The sequence below is a fragment of the Streptomyces sp. NPDC087300 genome (assembly GCF_044744425.1).
Classification (GTDB): Bacteria; Actinomycetota; Actinomycetes; order Streptomycetales; family Streptomycetaceae; genus Streptomyces.
Window position 1 is genome coordinate 25,332 of sequence record NZ_JBIUYI010000021.1, and the last position, 18,375, is coordinate 43,706.

Genomic DNA, 18,375 nt, shown 5'->3' on the forward strand with positions numbered 1-18,375 from the left:
TGGAGGATCTCGTTCCGGTGGGGCGGCCCCCTACCGGAAGACCTACGTCACCGGCGCCTTCGCCCGCAGCACCGTCAGGAACTCCCGCATCCACCCCGAGTGGTCCGGCCACGCGCGGGCCGAGACCAGCGTGCCGTCCACCACGGCCTCCGCGTCCTGGAAGGTCGCGCCCGCCGTCTGCATGTCCATCTCCAGGGCCGGGTACGCCGTGACCCTGCGGCCGCTGAGGCCGCCGATCGCCGCTGTCAGGAGCGGGCCGTGGCAGATCTGCGCGACCGGCTTGTCCGCGTCGAAGAACGACTTGAGGATCTTGCGGAGTTCGGGGTCGTTGCGCAGGTACTCCGGGGCCCGGCCGCCGGGGACCACCAGGGCGGCGTACTGGCCGGGATCCACCTCCGAGAAGGCGAGGTCCGCGGGCCAGGTGTAGCCGGGTTTCTCCGTGTAGGTGTCGAAGCCCGGCTCGAAGTCGTGCACCACGAAGCGGAGCGTCTTGCGGGCCGGGGCGGCGATGTGGACGTCGTAGCCCTCCTCGCGCAGCCGCTGGTAGGGGTAGAGGACCTCCAGCGACTCCGCCGCGTCACCGGTCACTATCAGGATCTTGGCTGCCATCGGTGCTCGCTCCCCGGGTCCGTCACGCGTGTCCGTTGCCGTCCTGCTCAACGTGCATCCCCGCGTCCGGTTTGCCAAGGGGGCCCTACCGGCATCGGCGCCCGGCGGGACTGTGCAGACTGTCAAAGTTCACCCCCCGCTTTTGTACACATACGGCTCATGACGGTTCCCCGGTGCGGGGCGATAGCCTTGACCCGTGATCAGCGCGATATCCCGCGGGGGCGCGAGTGCCCCCGCCCTTCGCCCGGGGACCACGGAGGACATCCGTGCCCGGTTCTTCGCTGACGCTTCTTCGCGGTGCGGACGACCCCGCCGAGCAACCCATCCGTCAGCGAAACCGCTGAAGATGGCGGATAACCGCCCGCTCAACTCTCACCGCGGCATAACGTCGATTCCGGCCGGAGACCCCGCGCCGAGGCGTTACGTCACATCACTTCCTTCTACGTCACGCAACGGCGCGCGACAGGAGTCAGAGGACAATGCAGACCAAGCTGGACGAAGCCAAGGCCGAGCTGCTCGCGCGGGCCGCCCGGGTAGCTGAGAACAGCCCGGTAGGAGGGCGCCTACCGAACGGCGCACCGACCGGGCCGAACGGGGCCACGCCGGACCAGGACACGGCCGTCGCGTTCCTCCAGCGCTACTACCTGCACACCGCACCCGAGGACCTGGCCGACCGCGACCCGGTCGACGTCTTCGGAGCCGCCTTCTCCCACTACCGGCTCGCCGAGAACCGCCCCCAGGGGACGGCCAACGTGCGGGTCCACACCCCGACGGTCGAGGAGAACGGCTGGACGTGCAGCCACTCCGTCGTCGAGGTGGTCACCGACGACATGCCCTTCCTCGTCGACTCCGTCACCAACGAGCTGTCGCGCCAGGGCCGTGGCATCCACGTGGTGATCCACCCGCAGATCGTGGTGCGCCGCGACGTCACGGGCAAGCTCCTCGAGGTGCTGACCGACGCCGCCGCCGAGCGCCCGCACGACGCCGTGACCGAGTCGTGGATCCACGTCGAGATGGACCGCGAGACCGACCGCGCCGACCTGAAGCAGATCACCGCCGATCTGCTGCGGATCCTCTCCGACGTGCGCGAGACGGTCGAGGACTGGGAGAAGATGCGCGACTCCGCGCTGCGCATCGCGGACGAGCTGCCCGCCGAGCCCACCGCGGGCGACGTGCCGGACCAGGAGGTCGAGGAGGCCCGCGAGCTGCTGCGCTGGCTCGCCGACAACCACTTCACCTTCCTGGGCTTCCGCGAGTACACGCTCACGGACGACGACTCCCTCGCGGCCGTCCCCGGCACCGGCCTCGGCGTGCTGCGCGCCGACCCGCAGCACGGCGACGACCACCACCCGGTGAGCCCGTCCTTCAACCGGCTGCCCGCCGACGCGCGCGCCAAGGCCCGCGAGCACAAGCTGCTCGTGCTGACCAAGGCCAACAGCAGGGCGACCGTGCACCGCCCGTCCTACCTGGACTACGTCGGCGTGAAGAAGTTCGACGCCGAGGGGAACGTCGTCGGTGAGCGGCGCTTCCTCGGGCTCTTCTCGTCCGCCGCGTACACCGAGTCCGTGCGCCGCGTCCCCGTCATCCGCCGCAAGGTGGCCGAGGTCCTCAAGGGCGCGGGCTTCTCCGCGAACAGCCACGACGGGCGCGACCTGCTCCAGATCCTGGAGACCTACCCGCGCGACGAGCTCTTCCAGACCCCGGCCGACGAGCTGCGGTCCATCGTGACGAGCGTCCTCTACCTCCAGGAGCGCCGCCGCCTGCGGCTCTACCTGCGCAAGGACGAGTACGGGCGCTACTACTCCGCGCTCGTCTACCTGCCGCGCGACCGCTACACCACCGGCGTCCGGCTGCGGATCATCGACATCCTCAAGGAGGAGCTGAACGGCGCCAGCGTCGACTTCACCGCCTGGAACACCGAGTCGATCCTCTCCCGCATCCACTTCGTCGTCCGGGTGCCCAAGGGCGCCGAGGTCCCCGACCTCTCCGACGCCGACATCGAGCGCATCGAGGGCCGGCTCGTCGACGCAGCCCGCTCCTGGGCCGACGGCTTCGCCGAGGCGCTGACCGCCGAGTGCGGCGAGGAGCGCGCCGCCGAGCTGCTGCGCCGCTACTCGGGTGCCTTCCCCGAGGGCTACAAGGCCGACCACACGCCGCGTGCCGCCGTCGCCGACCTGGTCCACCTGGAACAGCTCGTCGAGGGCCACAAGGACTTCGCGCTCAGCCTGTACGAGCCGGTGGGCGCGGCCCCCGGCGAGCGCCGCTTCAAGATCTACCGCTCCGGCGCCCAGGTCTCCCTCTCCGCGGTCCTGCCGGTCCTCCAGCGCCTGGGCGTCGAGGTCACCGACGAGCGCCCGTACGAGCTGCGCTGCACCGACCGTACGCACGCGTGGATCTACGACTTCGGCCTGCGCATGCCCAAGTCCCCCAACGGCAACGGCGACTACCTCGGCGACGACGGCCGCGAGCGCTTCCAGGAGGCGTTCGCCGCCGCCTGGACCGGGGCCGCCGAGGTCGACGGGTTCAACTCGCTGGTCCTGCGCGCCGGGCTCAACTGGCGTCAGGCGATGGTCCTGCGGGCCTACGCGAAGTACCTGCGCCAGGCCGGGGCGACCTTCAGCCAGGACTACATGGAGGACACCCTCCGCAACAACGTCCACACCACGCGGCTGCTCGTCTCGCTCTTCGAGGCGCGCATGTCGCCGGGCCACCAGCGGGCCGGCACCGAGCTGACCGACGGGCTCCTCGAAGAGCTCGACGGCGCCCTGGACCAGGTGGCGTCCCTCGACGAGGACCGGATCCTGCGGTCCTTCCTCACCGTCATCAAGGCGACGCTGCGGACCAACTTCTTCCAGGAGGCGGAGGGCGGCAAGCCGCACAACTACGTCTCCATGAAGTTCGACCCGCAGGCCATCCCCGACCTGCCCGCGCCCCGTCCCGCGTACGAGATCTGGGTGTACTCGCCCCGCGTCGAGGGCGTCCACCTGCGCTTCGGCAAGGTCGCGCGCGGCGGGCTGCGCTGGTCGGACCGTAAGGAGGACTTCCGTACGGAGATCCTCGGCCTGGTCAAGGCGCAGATGGTGAAGAACACCGTCATCGTGCCGGTCGGCGCCAAGGGCGGCTTCGTCGCCAAGCAGCTGCCCGACCCCTCGGTGGACCGTGACGCGTGGCTGGCCGAGGGCGTGGCCTGCTACAAGACGTTCATCTCGGCGCTGCTCGACATCACCGACAACCTGGTGGCCGGCGAGGTCGTGCCGCCCTCCGGCGTGGTGCGCCACGACGAGGACGACACCTATCTGGTGGTCGCGGCCGACAAGGGCACCGCGACGTTCTCGGACATCGCCAACCAGGTCGCCGAGTCCTACGACTTCTGGCTGGGCGACGCCTTCGCCTCCGGCGGCTCGGCCGGTTACGACCACAAGGGCATGGGCATCACCGCCCGCGGCGCCTGGGAGTCCGTCAAGCGGCACTTCAGGGAGCTGGGCACCGACACGCAGACCGAGGACTTCACGGTCGTCGGCGTCGGCGACATGAGCGGTGACGTGTTCGGCAACGGCATGCTGCTCTCCGAGCACATCCGCCTGGTCGCCGCCTTCGACCACCGGCACATCTTCATCGACCCCCGGCCCGACGCCGCCACCTCGTACGCCGAGCGCCGCCGCCTGTTCGAGCTGCCGCGCTCCTCCTGGGCGGACTACGAGAAGGAGCTGCTCTCCGCGGGCGGCGGGATCTTCCCGCGCAGCGCCAAGTCGATCCAGCTCAACGCGCACATCCGCGAGGCGCTCGGCATCGAGACCGGCGTCGCCAAGATGACCCCGGCCGACCTGATGAAGACCATCCTCCAGGCGCCCGTCGACCTGCTGTGGAACGGCGGCATCGGGACGTACGTGAAGTCGTCCGCGGAGTCCAACGCGGACGTCGGCGACAAGGCCAACGACGCGATCCGCGTCAACGGCGCCGACCTGCGCGTCAAGGTCGTCGGCGAGGGCGGCAACCTCGGCCTCACCCAGCTCGGGCGCATCGAGTTCGCGCGCGAGGGCGGCCGCATCAACACGGACGCCATCGACAACAGCGCGGGCGTGGACACCTCCGACCACGAGGTGAACATCAAGATCCTGCTCAACGCGGTCGTCGCGAACGGCGACATGACGGTCAAGCAGCGCAACAAGCTGCTCGCCGAGATGACCGACGAGGTCGGCCACCTGGTCCTGCGCAACAACTACGCGCAGAACACCGCGCTCGCCAACGCGATCTTCCAGTCGTCGTCCCTGCTCCACGCCCACCAGCGCTTCATGCGCAGGCTCGGCAAGCAGGGCCACCTCGACCGCGGCCTGGAGTTCCTGCCCAACGACCGGCAGATCCGCGAACTGCTCAACTCCGGGCGCGGCCTCTCGCAGCCGGAACTCGCGGTCCTCCTCGCGTACACGAAGATCACGGCGGCGGACGAGCTGATCCAGACGACGCTGCCCGACGACCCCTACCTGCGGCGCCTGCTGCACGCCTACTTCCCGCAGGCGCTGCGCGAGCGGTTCCCCGAGCAGGTCGACGGGCACGCGCTGCGCCGCGAGATCGTCACCACCGTCCTGGTCAACGACACGGTGAACAGCGGCGGTTCGACGTTCCTGCACCGGCTGCGCGAGGAGACCGGCGCCTCGCTGGAGGAGATCGTGCGGGCGCAGCTCGCCGCGCGCGAGATCTTCGGGCTCGGCGAGGTGTGGGACGCCGTCGAGGCGCTCGACAACGTCGTCGCCGCCGATGTGCAGACCCGCATCCGGCTGCACTCGCGGCGCCTGGTGGAGCGCGGTGCGCGCTGGCTGCTCAACAACCGGCCGCAGCCGTTGCAGCTCGCCGAGACCATCGGCTTCTTCAGCGAGGGCGTCGGCCAGGTCTGGGCCGAGCTGCCCAACCTGCTCCGCGGCTCCGACCTGGAGTGGTACCAGAGCATCCGGGACGAGCTGACCGGCGTGGGCGTTCCCGACGAACTGGCCCAGCGCGTCGCCGGGTTCTCGTCCGCCTTCCCGGCGCTCGACATCGTCGCGGTCGCCGACCGGATGGGCAAGGAGCCGATGGCCGTCGCCGAGGTCTACTACGACCTCGCCGACCGGCTGCGCATCACCCAGCTGATGGACCGCATCATCGAGCTGCCGCGGGCCGACCGCTGGCAGTCCATGGCGCGCGCCTCCATCCGCGAGGACCTGTACGCGGCGCACGCCGCGCTGACGGCGGACATCCTCGCCGTCGGGAACGGCTCGGCCACGCCGGAGCAGCGCTTCAAGGCGTGGGAGGAGAAGAACGCGCCGATCCTGAGCCGGGCGCGGACGACCCTGGAGGAGATCCAGAGCTCGGACGCGTTCGACCTGGCGAACCTGTCCGTGGCCATGCGGACGATGCGGACGCTGCTGCGCACGCATTCCTAGGCCGCTTCGGCATGTGGGAAGGGGGCGCCCCCGGGTCTTTTGGCTCGGGGGCGCCCCCTTGCCCGTTCGGCCCCCGCTCGCGGGTGATTCCTTGCCCGTTCGGCCCTCCGGGGGCGTGTCCGGGTTCGGTGGATCAGGGACTTTCGGCCTGTCCGGTTCGGGACCTTTGGCGTGCGGCGAAGTTCGTTAAACGGTCATAGACTCGAAAGGAGGTACCTATTCGTAAATCTCCAGACCGCCCTTTACTCCGGCCCCACCTGCCCGAGGAGCTCACTCCGAATGCCACGGATCAGCATTGTCGTCCCTGTCTACAAGGTTCAGGGGTATCTCCGCGAGTGCCTCGACTCGGTGCTTACGCAGAGCTACGGGGACTTCGAGCTGATCGCGGTCGACGACCTGTCCCCGGACGGCTCGGGAGCGATCCTCGACGAGTACGCGGCACGTGACCTGCGCGTCATAGCCGTCCACCAGGAGAAGAACGGCGGCATAGGCAACGCCAGGAACACCGGCGTCGCGCGGGCCAAGGGCGAGTACCTGCTCTTCCTGGACAGCGACGACACCCTGGTGCCGGGCGCCCTGGAGGCGATCGTCGAGCGGATCGACGCGACCGGCCGCCCCGACATGGTCCTCTACGACTACGCGCGCACGTTCTGGTGGAACGGCGAGCGTCGCAACCGCGACGCCGACCTGTTCGCCGAGCCGGGCCCGGACGTCTTCACCATCGCCGAACGCCCCGAGCTGCTCGACCTGTTCACGGTCGTGTGGAACAAGGCGTACCGCAGGGAGTTCTACCTGGAGGGCGGCTTCAGCTTCCCCGAGGGCTTCTACGAGGACGCGGTCGTCGTCTACGAGTCGCTCTTCACGGCCGCCAGCATCTCCCTGCTCGACCGCGTCTGCGTGCACTACCGCCAGCGCCGCCAGGGCAACGCGCTGCGCACCCCGAGCCGTGAGCACTTCGCCGTGTTCGCGACGTACGAGCGTCTTTTCCGCTTCATCGAGGAGCGCCCCGAGCTGCACCGGTGGCGCGCGTTCATGTTCGAGCACATGATCGACCACTACCTCTTCATCCTCAGCCGTCCCGACCGGGTGCCGCCGGGCGCCAGGTCCGAGTTCTTCGGCAAGGCCGCCGCGCACTACCGCCGCTACCTGCCGGCCGGCTTCGAGGCCCCCGAGGGCATCCAGGGTGCCAAGTTCCACGCGGTGGGCCGCGGTTCGTACCGCGCCTTCCAGGGGCTCAAGCTGGTCAACAGCGGCTATGTGAAGAGCCGGGCCAAGGCGCGCAAGACCAAGAACAAGGTCGGCAAGCGCGCCTACGCGACGTACTACCAGTTGCAGCGCCAGCGCCCGATCGACGAGAACCTCGCGGTGTACGCGGCGTACTGGTACCGCCTGCCGTCCTGCAACCCGCTGGCCGTCTACGAGAAGGCCAAGGAGCTCGCCCCGAACGTGCACGGGGTGTGGGTCGTCAAGAAGTCCCTGGAGGACCAGGTCCCCGAGGGCATCGACTACGTGGTCGCCAACACCCCCCGCTACTGGGAGGTGATGGCCCGCGCCAAGTACTTCGTGAACAACGTCAACTTCCCCGACCGCGTGGTCAAGCGCCCCGGCCAGGTCTACCTCCAGACCCACCACGGCACGCCGCTCAAGCGCATGGGCATCGACCAGCAGCGCTACCCCGCGGCCGCCAAGGGCATGAGCTTCCGCAAGCTCCTGGAGCGCGCGGACCGCTGGGACTTCAGCATCTCCTCCAACCAGCACACCACCGAGGAGTGGGAGCGCGTCTACCCCTGCGCCTTCGAGTCGGTCAACGCCGGCTACCCGCGCAACGACGTGTACTACCGGGCCGGCGCCGACGACGTGGCCGCGATCCGCGAGAAGCTCGGCATCGAGCCGGGCAAGACCGCGGTCCTGTACGCGCCGACCGTGCGCGACTACCAGGCGGGCTTCATCCCGCGCCTGGACCTCGCCAAGGTCGCCCAGGAGCTCGGCCCCGACGTCGTGCTGCTGGTGCGCACCCACTACTTCTACGGTGCGGACCCGCAGCTCGCGCGCCTCGCCGAGGAGGGCGCGCTGATCGACGTGTCGGCGTACCCGGTGGTCGAGGAGCTGAACCTGGCCGCCGACGCGCTGATCACGGACTACTCGTCGATCATGTTCGACTACGCCAACCTCGACCGGCCGATCATCACCTACGCCGACGACTGGGACGTCTACGTGAAGTCCCGCGGCGTCACCTTCGACCTGCTCTCCGGCAAGCCGGGCGAGACGCCGGGCGTCATCGCGACGAACGACGACGAGCTCATCGAGGTCTTCCGCAGCGGCAGTTGGCGCGGCGCCGAGGCCACCGCCCTGCGGGCCGCCTTCCGCGAGCGGTTCTGCCAGTGGGACGACGGGAACGCCGCCGAGCGCGTCGTACGCCGGGTCCTGCTCGGCAAGGAGATGGCGCCCGACTCCGTGCCGCTCACCGAGCGCGTGCCCGCCCCGGCGCCGGGCGAGGAGGCCGCGGCAGGGCTGCGTCTGGTGTCGGGCGACGACCAGGGGAAGCTGCTCGCGGGCTGAGCGGGGTTACTTCTTGCCGCCGGTGAAGTCCTCGTACGCCGCGAGGACCTCACCGGTGGGGCCGTCCATCCGCAGCTCGCCGCGCTCCAGCCAGAGCACGCGGTCGCAGGTGTCGCGGATGGACTTGTTGTTGTGGCTGACCAGGAAGACCGTGCCCGCGCGCTTGCGCAGTTCGCGGATGCGGGCCTCGGAGCGCTTCTGGAAGGAGCGGTCGCCGGTCGCCAGGGCCTCGTCGATGAGCAGCACGTCGTGGTCCTTGGCGGAGCCGATGGAGAAGCGCAGCCGCGCCGACATGCCCGAGGAGTAGGTGCGCATCGGCAGCGTGATGAAGTCGCCCTTCTCGTTGATGCCGGAGAAGTCGACGATCTCCTGGTAGCGCTCCTGGACCTGCTCGCGGGACATGCCCATCGCGAGGCCGCCGAGCCGCACGTTGCGCTCGCCCGTCAGGTCGTTCATCAGCGCCGCGTTCACGCCGAGCAGCGAGGGCTGGCCGTCCGTGAAGATCCGGCCGTTCTCCACGGGGAGCAGCCCCGCGACGGCCTTGAGCAGGGTGGACTTGCCCGAGCCGTTGGTGCCGATCAGGCCGATGGCCTCGCCCTTGTAGGCGGTGAACGACACCTTCTTGACGGCGTGCACCTTGCGCACGCCGGGGGATTCGCCCTTGCCGCGCTTGAGGATGCGGCCGAGCGCGGCGGTCGCGCTGCCGCGGCCCGCGGTGGCGCCCGCGCCGTGCACGCGGTAGACGATGTCGACCTGGTCGACGATGACGGTGGGGGCCTCGGCCCGGGAGTCAGCCACGTCCGTACGTCTCCTCTGCCTTCCAGAAGTAGATGAACCCGCCGATGCCGGCGAGCACCGCCCAGCCCAGCGCCCAGGCCCACACGTGGTGCGGCAGCTGGTCGTGGTGGAAGGTGTCGATCAGCGCGAAGCGCATCAGGTCGATGTAGACGGCCGCCGGGTTGCACTCCAGGAGCACGGTCACCACGTGCGGCAGGTCGCGGCCCTTGAGCACGGCGTCGAGGCTCCACATCACCCCGGACGCGTACATCCAGGTGCGCAGCACGAACGGCATCAGCTGCGCGATGTCCGGCGTCCTGCTGCCGATCCTGGCCATCACCAGGGCGAGGCCGGTGTTGAACGTGAACTGGAGGGCGAGCGCCGGGAGGACGAGGAGCCAGGCGGGCGTGGGCGGGACGCCGAAGCAGAGCAGGATCACGAGCAGCGCGCACATCGAGAACAGCAGCTGCTGGAGCTGTTGCAGGCAGTACGAGACGGGCAGCGCGGCGCGCGGGAAGTGCAGGGCGCGCACCAGGCCGAGGCTGCCGGAGATGGCGCGGGTGCCCGCGAGCACGGACTGCTGGGTGAAGGTGAAGACGAAGACGCCGGTGACCAGGAACGGGACGTAGTCCTCGACGTCCCGCTTGGTGTTCATCAGGACGCCGAAGATGAAGTAGTAGACCGCCGCGTTGAGCAGCGGCGTCATGATCTGCCAGAGCTGGCCGAGCTTCGCCTGGCTGTACTGGGCGGTGAGCTTGGCGGTGGCGAAGGCGGTGATGAAGTGGCGGCGCTGCCACAGCTGCCGGACGTAGGCGGGCAGGGTGGGGCGGGCGCCGCTGACGGTCAGGCCGTACTTGGCGGCCAGCTCGGCGGGGGAGGGGGCGTCGGCCTGCGCGGCCGCCGTGCCGGATGGTGCGTCGAGGACCTGACTCACGTCCGCTGCTTTCACTCGGGAGCCATGGGGCGCGTACGCAGGGCACGTCCGTGCCGTCGGGCACGCGCACGGGAGGCGCGTGCCGATGACGTCGGGACGGGTCCGTATCGTCGCAACGTCGAGAGTAGGGCGCCGTTACGTCGGAACGCAACCGTATCGTCGTGACGCTTTATGCTGTTCGCATGACGACGAGCAGGCCATCAGGTGAACAGCCGCGCCGCAGGGCCCCCGCCGGGGCCGCCGTGCTCCGCGAGGACGTGACCGAGGCCATCCGGGCCGCCGTCTTCGAGGAACTCGCGGCCGTCGGCTACGCGCGCATGTCCATCGAGGGCATCGCGCGCCGCGCCGGGGTCGGCAAGACCGCCGTCTACCGGCGCTGGCGCTCCAAGCTGCACCTCGTGCTCGACCTCGTCTCCGCGATAGCGGTGCAGGGCCTGCCCGCGCCCGACACGGGCTCCCTGGAGGGCGATCTGCGGCTCCTGTACGAGGTGACGTCACGGGCGCTGCGGCACCCCGTCGCCTCGCAGATCATCCCGGACCTCCAGGCCGAGGCCGCGCGCAATCCGGAGATCGCCGAGGCGATGCAGAAGGCGCTGCGCGAGGGGCAGCACGGGGTCGCGAGCGGCATCGTGCGGGCCGCCGTCGAGCGGGGCGAGATGCGCGAGGGCGCCGACGAGGACCTGGCGCTCGACCTGATGTCGGGGCCGATCTACTGGCGGTCGGTGGTGGTGCGGGCGAAGCTGCCCAAGGGCTATCTGGGCAGTCTCGCCACGGCCACGGCGGCGGCGCTGCGGGCGCTCTGAGACGCGACGCGCCCCCGTAGGGGCGCGGGGAACTGCGCGACCAGCCCCCACCGGCCCGCGGATACACGGCCGCACATCCAGTGAAGCGCTCACGCATCGCGGCGACGCGTCAGGAACAACCCCACCCCCGTGCCAAGTGCGACGACCCCCGTGCCGGCGCTGATCAGGACCTGCCGCACCCCGTCGAAGGCGAAGCTGGTCGAGACGTTGACGACGAGTGCGGCCGCGAGGACGAGCCAGAGCAGGGCCTTCATGGGGTGGTTCCTTCCGGGCTCGGCGGCCGGCGCCCGGTGCGGCGGCCCGGGATCAACTCTGCGGTGCGCGCCGCGCGGAGACGATGGGGCGCTCTCCCCGGCCCGTGGTGGAGCGCACTCCACCACGGGCCGGGGAGTCCGCCCGCTCTCGCCCGCGCGCCCCGTGACCTAGCCTGACGCGTATGACCGGCATGAAGGGGACGCCGCGGCGGGCGGGGCTCGCCCTGGCCCAGCTGGGCAAGGGGGCGGGGCTCGCGCTCGGCTCGTACCTCTTCATGGGGCTGCTGCTCTTCACCGCCTTCGTCACGCTGCTGGTGGTCGGCGCGGCCGTGCTGCCCGAGACCGTGCAACTCCTGCGCAGGACCGCCGGGTTCAAGCGGCGCCTGGTCGGCACCTGGACGGGCCGGCCGGTCCCCGAGGCGTACGCCCCGCTCGCCGGCGACGTCCGCGAGCGGGTGACCGTGGCCCTCAAGGACCCCGGCACCTGGCGCGATCTGCGCTGGCTCGGCGCGCACTTCGTCTACGGCCTGGTCCTGCTGTACGTCGCGCTGCCCCTGTTCCTCCTCGGCTCGCTGGTCGACGGGGTGTGGTGCGGGCTGCTGCGGCAGCGGGCCGTCCTGCTGCCGCTCGTCGGGCGCCTCGCCGACCTGGACGCCCGGTGGTCGCGCGCCCTGCTCACCCCCTCGCCCGAGGCGCGGCGCACCGCCGAACTCGCCGAGCGCGTCGAGGAGTTGACGCTCACCCGGGCGGGCGCGGTGGCCGCGCACGGCGCCGAACTGCGGCGCATCGAACGGGACCTGCACGACGGCACCCAGGCGCGGCTCGTCTCCCTCTCGATGCGGGTGGGCCTCGCGCGCCGCGCGTTCGACAAGGACCCGGCCGCCGCGCGGGGGCTCCTGGACGACGCCCAGGACCAGGCCGAGGAGGCCCTCACCGAACTGCGCCACGTGGTCCGCGGCATCCACCCGCCGATCCTCACCGACCGGGGCCTCGTCGGCGCGGTACGGGCGCTCGCCGCGGGCAGCGGCCTTGAGGTGACCGTCGGCGCGGAGGGCGTCGAGGACGGGGCGGGCGAGGCCGTGCGCGCGCCCGCCGCGGTGGAGGCCGCCGCCTACTTCGTGGTCGCCGAGGCGCTGACCAACGCCGCCAAGCACAGCGGGTCGCGGCGGGCCTTCGTGGATCTGTCACGGGCGGCCGGGGTGCTGCGGATCGTGGTGCGCGACGAAGGGCGCGGCGGCGCGGACGACGGGGGCGGCAGCGGGCTGCTCGGCATGCGGCGCAGGGTCGCCGCGCTGGACGGGACACTTGAGCTGACGAGCCCCGCAGGGGGGCCGACCGTGATCGAAGTGGAGCTGCCGTGCGCGTGGTGATCGCCGAGGACAACGCCCTGTTGCGGGAGGGGCTCGTGCTGCTGCTCACCTCCGCGGGGCACGAGGTGGCGGCGGTCGCCTCCACCGGGCCCGAGGTGCTGCCCGCGCTCCTCGCCCACCGCCCCGACGTGGCGGTCCTGGACGTGCGGATGCCGCCCGGTTTCCGCGACGAGGGACTGCGGGCGGCGCTCGCGGCCCGCGCGGAGATCCCCGGGCTCCCGGTGCTCGTCCTGTCCCAGTACGTGGAGGAGACGTACGCCGCCGAACTCCTCGGCGGCGGCGCCAGCGGCGTCGGCTATCTCCTGAAGGACCGGGTGGGGCGCGTCGACGAGTTCCTGGACGCGCTGGAGCGGGTGGCGGGCGGCGGCACCGCGCTCGACCCCGAGGTGGTCACGGAACTCCTGAACCGGCGCCGCGACGATCCGCTGGACTCGCTGACGCCGCGCGAGCGCGAGGTGCTCCAGCTGATGGCCGAGGGCCGGGACAACACGACGATCGCCGAGCTGCTCGTGGTCTCGGACCGCGCGGTCAGCAAGCACATCGGCAACGTCTTCGCGAAGCTGGGCCTGCCGCCGAGCGACAGCGGGCACCGGCGGGTGCTCGCCGTCCTCGCGCACTTGGACAAGGGCGCGTGAGGCGTACTAGGAGACGCGCCTGTCGCGGGTGAGGTACAGCGTGATGCCCGCCGCGAGCGCCGTGAGGCCGGTCGCCACGCTGACGGCCGCCTGCGGCGCGCCGTCGAACACGAAGCTGCTGGAGATGTTCACGGCGAGGGCCACGAGGAGCACGAGCCAGAGCAGGACCTTCACGGGTTTCCTTTGCGGTGGGACACGGCGGGGTGGTCAAGTCTCTCAGGACGGGTCCGGCCGCCCGGCCGACGGGTAGCGGCCGCGCAGCGCGGCGCCCCCCTGGTCGGAGGTGGAGCCTGCTACACCGCCGGCCCGCGCGCGGCCCTCAGCCGCGCGCCGCCTCCGGGTGTCCGCGCAGCCAGCCCGCCCAGGCCGAGGCGACCATGTCGCGTACGTCGTGCTTGGCCGACCAGCCCAGTTCCGCGGCGACGCGGTCGGCGGCGGCGACCACGCGGGCCGGGTCGCCGGGGCGGCGCGCGGTGACCTCGGCGGCGGTGGTGTGGCCGGTGACCTCGTTGATGAGGTCGGTCATCTCGCGCACGGAGACGCCCTCGCCGCGGCCGATGTTGAGCGTGAGGTCGGTGCCGCGCGGCGATGCGGCCAGCTTGCGCGCGGTGGCCACGTGGGCCTCCGCCAGGTCGACGACGTGGATGTAGTCCCGTACGCACGTGCCGTCGGGGGTGGCGTAGTCCGCGCCGAAGATGCGCGGGGCCGCGCCGTCCGTGAGCTTCTCGAAGACCATCGGGACGAGGTTGAAGACCCCGGTGTCGGTGAGGTCGGGGGCGGCGGCGCCCGCCACGTTGAAGTAGCGCAGCGACGCCGTCGTCAGGCCGTGGGCGCGGCCCGCGGCGCGGACCAGCCACTCGCCCGCAAGCTTCGTCTCGCCGTACGGGTTCATCGGCAGGCAGGGCGTGTCCTCGGTCACCAGGCCGTTCTCGGTGGCGGGCATGCCGTAGACCGAGGCGGAGGAGGAGAAGACGAGGTGGGTGACGTCCGCGGTGACCATGGCGTCCAGGAGTGACCGCAGGCCCTCCACGTTCTCCCGGTAGTAGTGCAGCGGCCGCTCCATGGACTCGCCGACCCGCTTCTTGCCCGCCAGGTGCACCACGCCGGTGACCGCGTGCTCCTCGAAGGCGCGCACGAGGAGCTCGCCGTCGAGGACCGAGCCGACGACCAGCGGCACCCCGTCGGGCACCCGCTCCGCGTCGCCGGTCGACAGGTCGTCGAGGACCACGGCCCGCTCGCCCGCCGCCGTCATGGCGCGGACGACGTGCGCCCCGATGTATCCGGCGCCGCCGGTGATCAGCCAGGTCATGCTCGCCCTGTCTCCTTCTCGTCCTCGTCCTTCGGGCCCGCAGCGGGCGTCCGGTTCCTGGAGGTGCAGTGTCGCAGAGGCCGCGTACGGGACCCGTCAGCGGCCGCCGATGCGGTGGGCCACCCGGGACAGGCGCCGCCTCGCGACGTCGGCGACGCCCCGCAGCCCCGGGGCCACCCGCACCGCGAGATGGCCGGCCTGGGTGGCGTACGGCTGCACGAGCAGTACGCCGTGCCGCCCGCCGGGCACCACCGAGCGGCGCAGCAGGCCGGGCCCGGCGAGCGCGTGCGCGGTGCTGTCGCGCGAGGTGCCGTCGGCGAAGCGGAGCCGCAGCCGCAGGTCCCACACCCCGGTGCCGAGCGAGGTCAGGTCGAGCAGGGCCTCGGCGGTCCAGGTCGCCCCTGACGTCTCGGTGTCGGGCGTCTCCTGGCCGGCGGCCGGGCCGAACGCGGCGGTGCGGCGCAGTTCGGTGCGGCCGCTCTCCCGGTGGACGATCTCCACGTCGACCGTGGCGGGCCCCGCGTCCGCCACCCGCCCGTACAGCTCGTGCAGCCGGAGCCTGAGCCGTGCCCCGCCCGCGCGCGGGCGCAGTTCGGCGTCGACGGCCAGCGGCAGCAGCCGGATCGGGCGTACGAGGAGGTGTTCCAGGGTGACCTCGGGCAGGTCGGCCGACCAGAGCGGGGTGCCGTCGGCGGCCTGCGGATACGGCGGCGCGAGCCGGGCGGGACGGGCCGCCACCTGCCGCAGGCGGCTGAGGTCGCGCGGTTCGTCGTGGGCGAGGACCACGCGGGCGATGACGCGGCCGGGCGCGGGTGCCGCGTCCAGGTCGGCGGCGTCGAACGTCTGAAGGTAGGCACGGGTGAGGGCCCACCACTCGCGCCGGTACTCCGGGCCGCGCGAGGTCAGCTCGCGCGTGTACATCCGCAGGCCGTGGTCGATGAACTTGGCGCGGGCGGCGCGCGCGAGGCGCTTGCCGCCGGTGCCGCGCGCGTCCCGCAGGATCTCCACGGACTGGCGGTGCGCCTCCATGCGGGCCTGCCAGTTGGCTATGCCCGCGCGGTCCAGGGATATCGACAGCTTCGCGGCGGAGCGGCGCACGTGCCAGACGTAGACGGTGTCGGGCACCAGGGCGACGCGCGGCGCGGCGGCCAGCACGCGCGCGGTGAAGACGAAGTCCTCGTAGATGAAGCGGCCTTCGGGGAAGCGGATGGCGTGCTCGCGCAGGAAGGCGGTGCGGTAGAGCTTGTTGACGCAGAGCGTGTCGTGCACCAGGCGCGGCCGCAGCTCGGGGCTGCCGATCAGCTGCGCCTTGCGGTAGAGCTCGGGCTGCCAGGGCACCTCGCGCCCCGAGGGCAGTTCGCGGCGCACGCAGAGTCCGGAGGCGACCTGCGCGCCGTGCCGCTTCGCCGCGGCGAGCAGGGCGTCGGCCGCGCCGGCCGGGAGCACGTCGTCGCTGTCGAGGAACATCACGTACGCGGAGGTGGCGGCGTCGATCCCGTCGTTGCGGGGCGAGCCGCAGCCGCCGCTGTTGGTGGTGCGCAGGATCGGCCGCACCCGCCGGTCGTGGGCCGCGAGCGCGGTGAGGACCTCGCCGCTGTGGTCCGTGGAACAGTCGTCGACGGCGATCACCTCGCGGACCGCGGGTCCCTGGGCGAGCGCGGAGCGCACGGCGTCGGCGACGAGGTCCGCGTCGTTGTAGCCGATCACGACGACGGAGACGCCGTCGGCCGGGGCGGTTGGGGCGGAAGAGTCGTTCTGAGGCAGGGTGCGGTCCACTCTGGAAATTTTAGTGGTTGCAGGTAATTATCCGATTAGCGGGCCATTTGAGGGATAGGTAAGGGGTGTCAATCCCCGCCGAAAGCGGGCTAATAGCACAAGCTCGGCTGCATGCAGGCCACGCCGCTCCCCGCTCCGCAGAGCAGCACTTCTCGCAGCTCGGCTCCTCCCGTACCGCCACTCGCCGCACCGCCCCCGCACGCCGCGCCGACCCCCGCGCTCGCCCCCTTCACCGCCGCACTCCTGCCCGCCCTCGTGATGCTCACCCTCGGCCTGTGGGGCCTGGACCGGGGCACCGTGTGGCGCGACGAAGGGGCCACCCTCCAGGTCGCCCGGCGCTCGTTCCCGGAGATCTGGCACCTGCTGCACCAGGTCGACGTGGTGCACGGCCTCTACTACGTCCTCATGCACGCCGTGCTCCCCGCCGACCCCGGCGAGGTCGTGCTGCGGCTGCCCTCGGTGTTCGCCGCGGCCGCCACCGCCGCGCTCGTCGCCGCCATCGGCACCCGGCTCGCGCGGCCGCGCGTCGGCCTGTGGGCGGGGCTCCTGTACGCGGTGACGCCGATCGTGGGCCACTACGCGCAGGAGGGCCGTTCGTACGCGCTCGTCGCCGCCGGAGCCGCCCTGAGCACGCTGCTCCTGCTCCGGGCGGTCGAGCGCTCCGGGGGCGGCGCGGCCCGGAGCGCCTGGTGCGCCTACGCGGCCGCCGTCACCGGCACCGCGCTGCTGCACGAACTCGCCGCGCTGCTGCTCCTGGCCCACGCGGCGACCCTGCTCCTCGCCCGGGTGCCGCGCCCCGCACGGCGCGGCTGGGCGGCCGCCGCCTGCGCCACCTGCGTCCTGCTGCTCCCGCTGCTCGCCGTCTCCAGCGGCCAGTCCGCCCAGGTGGCGTGGCTGGTGGCGCCGGACGGGGCGGCCGCGGACCAGCTGGTCCACGCCTTCGCGGGGCCGACCAGGCTCGTCCTCATCGGCCAGTTGCTGCTCGCCGTGGTCGCGCTGCGCCCGCCGTGGTCCCGCGCGGGGCGGGGCGCACGGGGCACGCGGGGCGCGCCCACGCCGTCGCTGCCCGCGGTGGCGCTGCCGCTCCTGGTGCTGCCGCCCGCCGTGCTCTTCGCCGTCTCGCAGTGGTGGCCGCTCTACCACCAGCGCTATGTGCTGTTCGCGCTCGCGGGCCTGCCGCTGCTGGTGGCGGCCGGTGCGGACCGGGTCGTGCGAGGGCTCGGCGCCGCGCTGCGCAGGCGCCGGGCGGACGCCTCGGACCCGCGGCCGTGGATCTCGCGCGGGCGCACGGTCGTCGCCGCCGTCGGCGCCCTCGCCGTCGGGGCGGGCCTGTGGTGGCAGCTGCCGCTGCACCGGCACGACAGGGCCGTCGGGCACGGCCGTGAGGACCCGGCGGGCGCCGCCGCCTTCGTCGCCCGTGAGGTGCGCCCCGGTGAGCCGGTCCTGTTCCTGCCGCTGTTGGCCCGGCGGGTCACGCTGGCCTACCCGGACGGCTTCCGTGGCGTCCGCGACCTCGCCCTCGCCGTCTCGCCCGGCACCTCGGGCACGCTCTACGGAGTGGAGGCCGACCCCGCCGAAGTGCGCCGCAGGCTCGCCGCCGTGGACCGCCTCTGGGTACTCGCCGAGCCGCCCGCGCTGCACCGCACACTGCGCGACCCGGCCCCGGCCCTGGCCGCGGAACGCGCCGCGGAGAAGGCCAAACTCACCGTACTGAGGCGGGAGTTCACCCTCCGTGCCACTTTCGCGGTGCCGGGTGTGACCCTGCGTCTCTACGTGCGGCGCTGACTCGCCGGGCCGTGGGCCCGGCGCCGTTCACCCGAGCGAGGGCCTCGCCGGTGTGCGGGCCTCAGTCTGCGAGGGTCAAATTCGCCGTACTTGCAAGGGAGTTCACCGCGAGCGCCGCCCTTCGCGGCACCCGGTGTGACCCTGCGT

General features: G+C 72.1%; 13 protein-coding genes. 6 read left to right on the forward strand and 7 right to left on the reverse strand.

Features of this window, described 5'->3' with window-relative positions:
• Positions 1–42: 42 nt before the first annotated feature.
• Complete coding sequence (locus ACIO9J_RS42415) at positions 43–609, reverse strand: DJ-1/PfpI family protein (protein ID WP_402010989.1); 567 nt, start codon at positions 607–609, stop codon at positions 43–45.
• Between the two features lie 479 nt (positions 610–1,088).
• On the opposite strand from ACIO9J_RS42415, the gene ACIO9J_RS42420 reads away from it, so the two are divergent.
• Both ACIO9J_RS42420 and ACIO9J_RS42425 read left to right on the forward strand, forming a co-directional pair.
• Positions 1,089–6,026 (forward strand): NAD-glutamate dehydrogenase, encoded by a 4,938-nt coding sequence (locus ACIO9J_RS42420; protein WP_402010991.1) that lies wholly within the window; start codon positions 1,089–1,091, stop codon positions 6,024–6,026.
• 279 nt (positions 6,027–6,305) lie between these two features.
• On the forward strand, positions 6,306–8,585 hold the full coding sequence (locus ACIO9J_RS42425; RefSeq protein WP_402010993.1) for a CDP-glycerol glycerophosphotransferase family protein: 2,280 nt from the start codon (positions 6,306–6,308) through the stop codon (positions 8,583–8,585).
• Positions 8,586–8,591: 6 nt separating this feature from the next.
• On the opposite strand, the gene ACIO9J_RS42430 is transcribed toward ACIO9J_RS42425, so the two are convergent.
• Positions 8,592–9,383 carry an ABC transporter ATP-binding protein gene (locus ACIO9J_RS42430; RefSeq protein ID WP_402010994.1) on the reverse strand — a complete coding sequence of 264 codons (792 nt, stop codon included), beginning with the start codon at positions 9,381–9,383 and terminating at the stop codon, positions 8,592–8,594.
• On the reverse strand, positions 9,376–10,296 hold the full coding sequence (locus tag ACIO9J_RS42435) for an ABC transporter permease (protein ID WP_402010996.1): 921 nt from the start codon (positions 10,294–10,296) through the stop codon (positions 9,376–9,378). Before ACIO9J_RS42435 ends, ACIO9J_RS42430 begins: the two co-directional genes overlap by 8 nt.
• 182 nt (positions 10,297–10,478) lie before the next feature.
• Here ACIO9J_RS42435 and ACIO9J_RS42440 point away from each other — a divergent pair, with 182 nt between their 5' ends.
• Complete coding sequence (locus ACIO9J_RS42440) at positions 10,479–11,099, forward strand: TetR/AcrR family transcriptional regulator (protein ID WP_402010998.1); 621 nt, start codon at positions 10,479–10,481, stop codon at positions 11,097–11,099.
• Between the two features lie 89 nt (positions 11,100–11,188).
• Here the strand turns inward: ACIO9J_RS42440 and ACIO9J_RS42445 are convergent, their stop codons facing one another.
• Positions 11,189–11,353: a hypothetical protein gene (locus ACIO9J_RS42445; RefSeq protein ID WP_402011000.1), complete on the reverse strand. Its 165-nt coding sequence runs from the start codon at positions 11,351–11,353 to the stop codon at positions 11,189–11,191.
• Between the two features lie 191 nt (positions 11,354–11,544).
• On the opposite strand from ACIO9J_RS42445, the gene ACIO9J_RS42450 reads away from it, so the two are divergent.
• The gene (locus ACIO9J_RS42450) at positions 11,545–12,723 is read left to right on the forward strand and encodes a histidine kinase (protein ID WP_402011038.1); all 1,179 of its coding nucleotides are present in this window, start codon (positions 11,545–11,547) and stop codon (positions 12,721–12,723) included.
• Positions 12,711–13,358: a LuxR C-terminal-related transcriptional regulator gene (locus ACIO9J_RS42455; RefSeq protein WP_402011002.1), complete on the forward strand. Its 648-nt coding sequence runs from the start codon at positions 12,711–12,713 to the stop codon at positions 13,356–13,358. Before ACIO9J_RS42450 ends, ACIO9J_RS42455 begins: the two co-directional genes overlap by 13 nt.
• A 6-nt stretch (positions 13,359–13,364) precedes the next feature.
• On the opposite strand, the gene ACIO9J_RS42460 is transcribed toward ACIO9J_RS42455, so the two are convergent.
• The 3 genes from ACIO9J_RS42460 to ACIO9J_RS42470 form a co-directional block, all read right to left on the reverse strand.
• Entirely contained in the window at positions 13,365–13,532 is a 168-nt protein-coding gene (locus ACIO9J_RS42460; protein WP_402011004.1) for a hypothetical protein, read from the reverse strand.
• 145 nt (positions 13,533–13,677) lie between these two features.
• Positions 13,678–14,667, reverse strand: coding sequence for a UDP-glucose 4-epimerase GalE (gene galE / locus ACIO9J_RS42465; protein WP_402011005.1), 990 nt, complete (start codon positions 14,665–14,667; stop codon positions 13,678–13,680).
• Between the two features lie 96 nt (positions 14,668–14,763).
• Entirely contained in the window at positions 14,764–16,443 is a 1,680-nt protein-coding gene (locus ACIO9J_RS42470; protein ID WP_402011007.1) for a glycosyltransferase, read from the reverse strand.
• Between the two features lie 111 nt (positions 16,444–16,554).
• On the opposite strand from ACIO9J_RS42470, the gene ACIO9J_RS42475 reads away from it, so the two are divergent.
• On the forward strand, positions 16,555–18,228 hold the full coding sequence (locus ACIO9J_RS42475) for a glycosyltransferase family 39 protein (RefSeq protein WP_402011009.1): 1,674 nt from the start codon (positions 16,555–16,557) through the stop codon (positions 18,226–18,228).
• Positions 18,229–18,375: the final 147 nt, after the last annotated feature.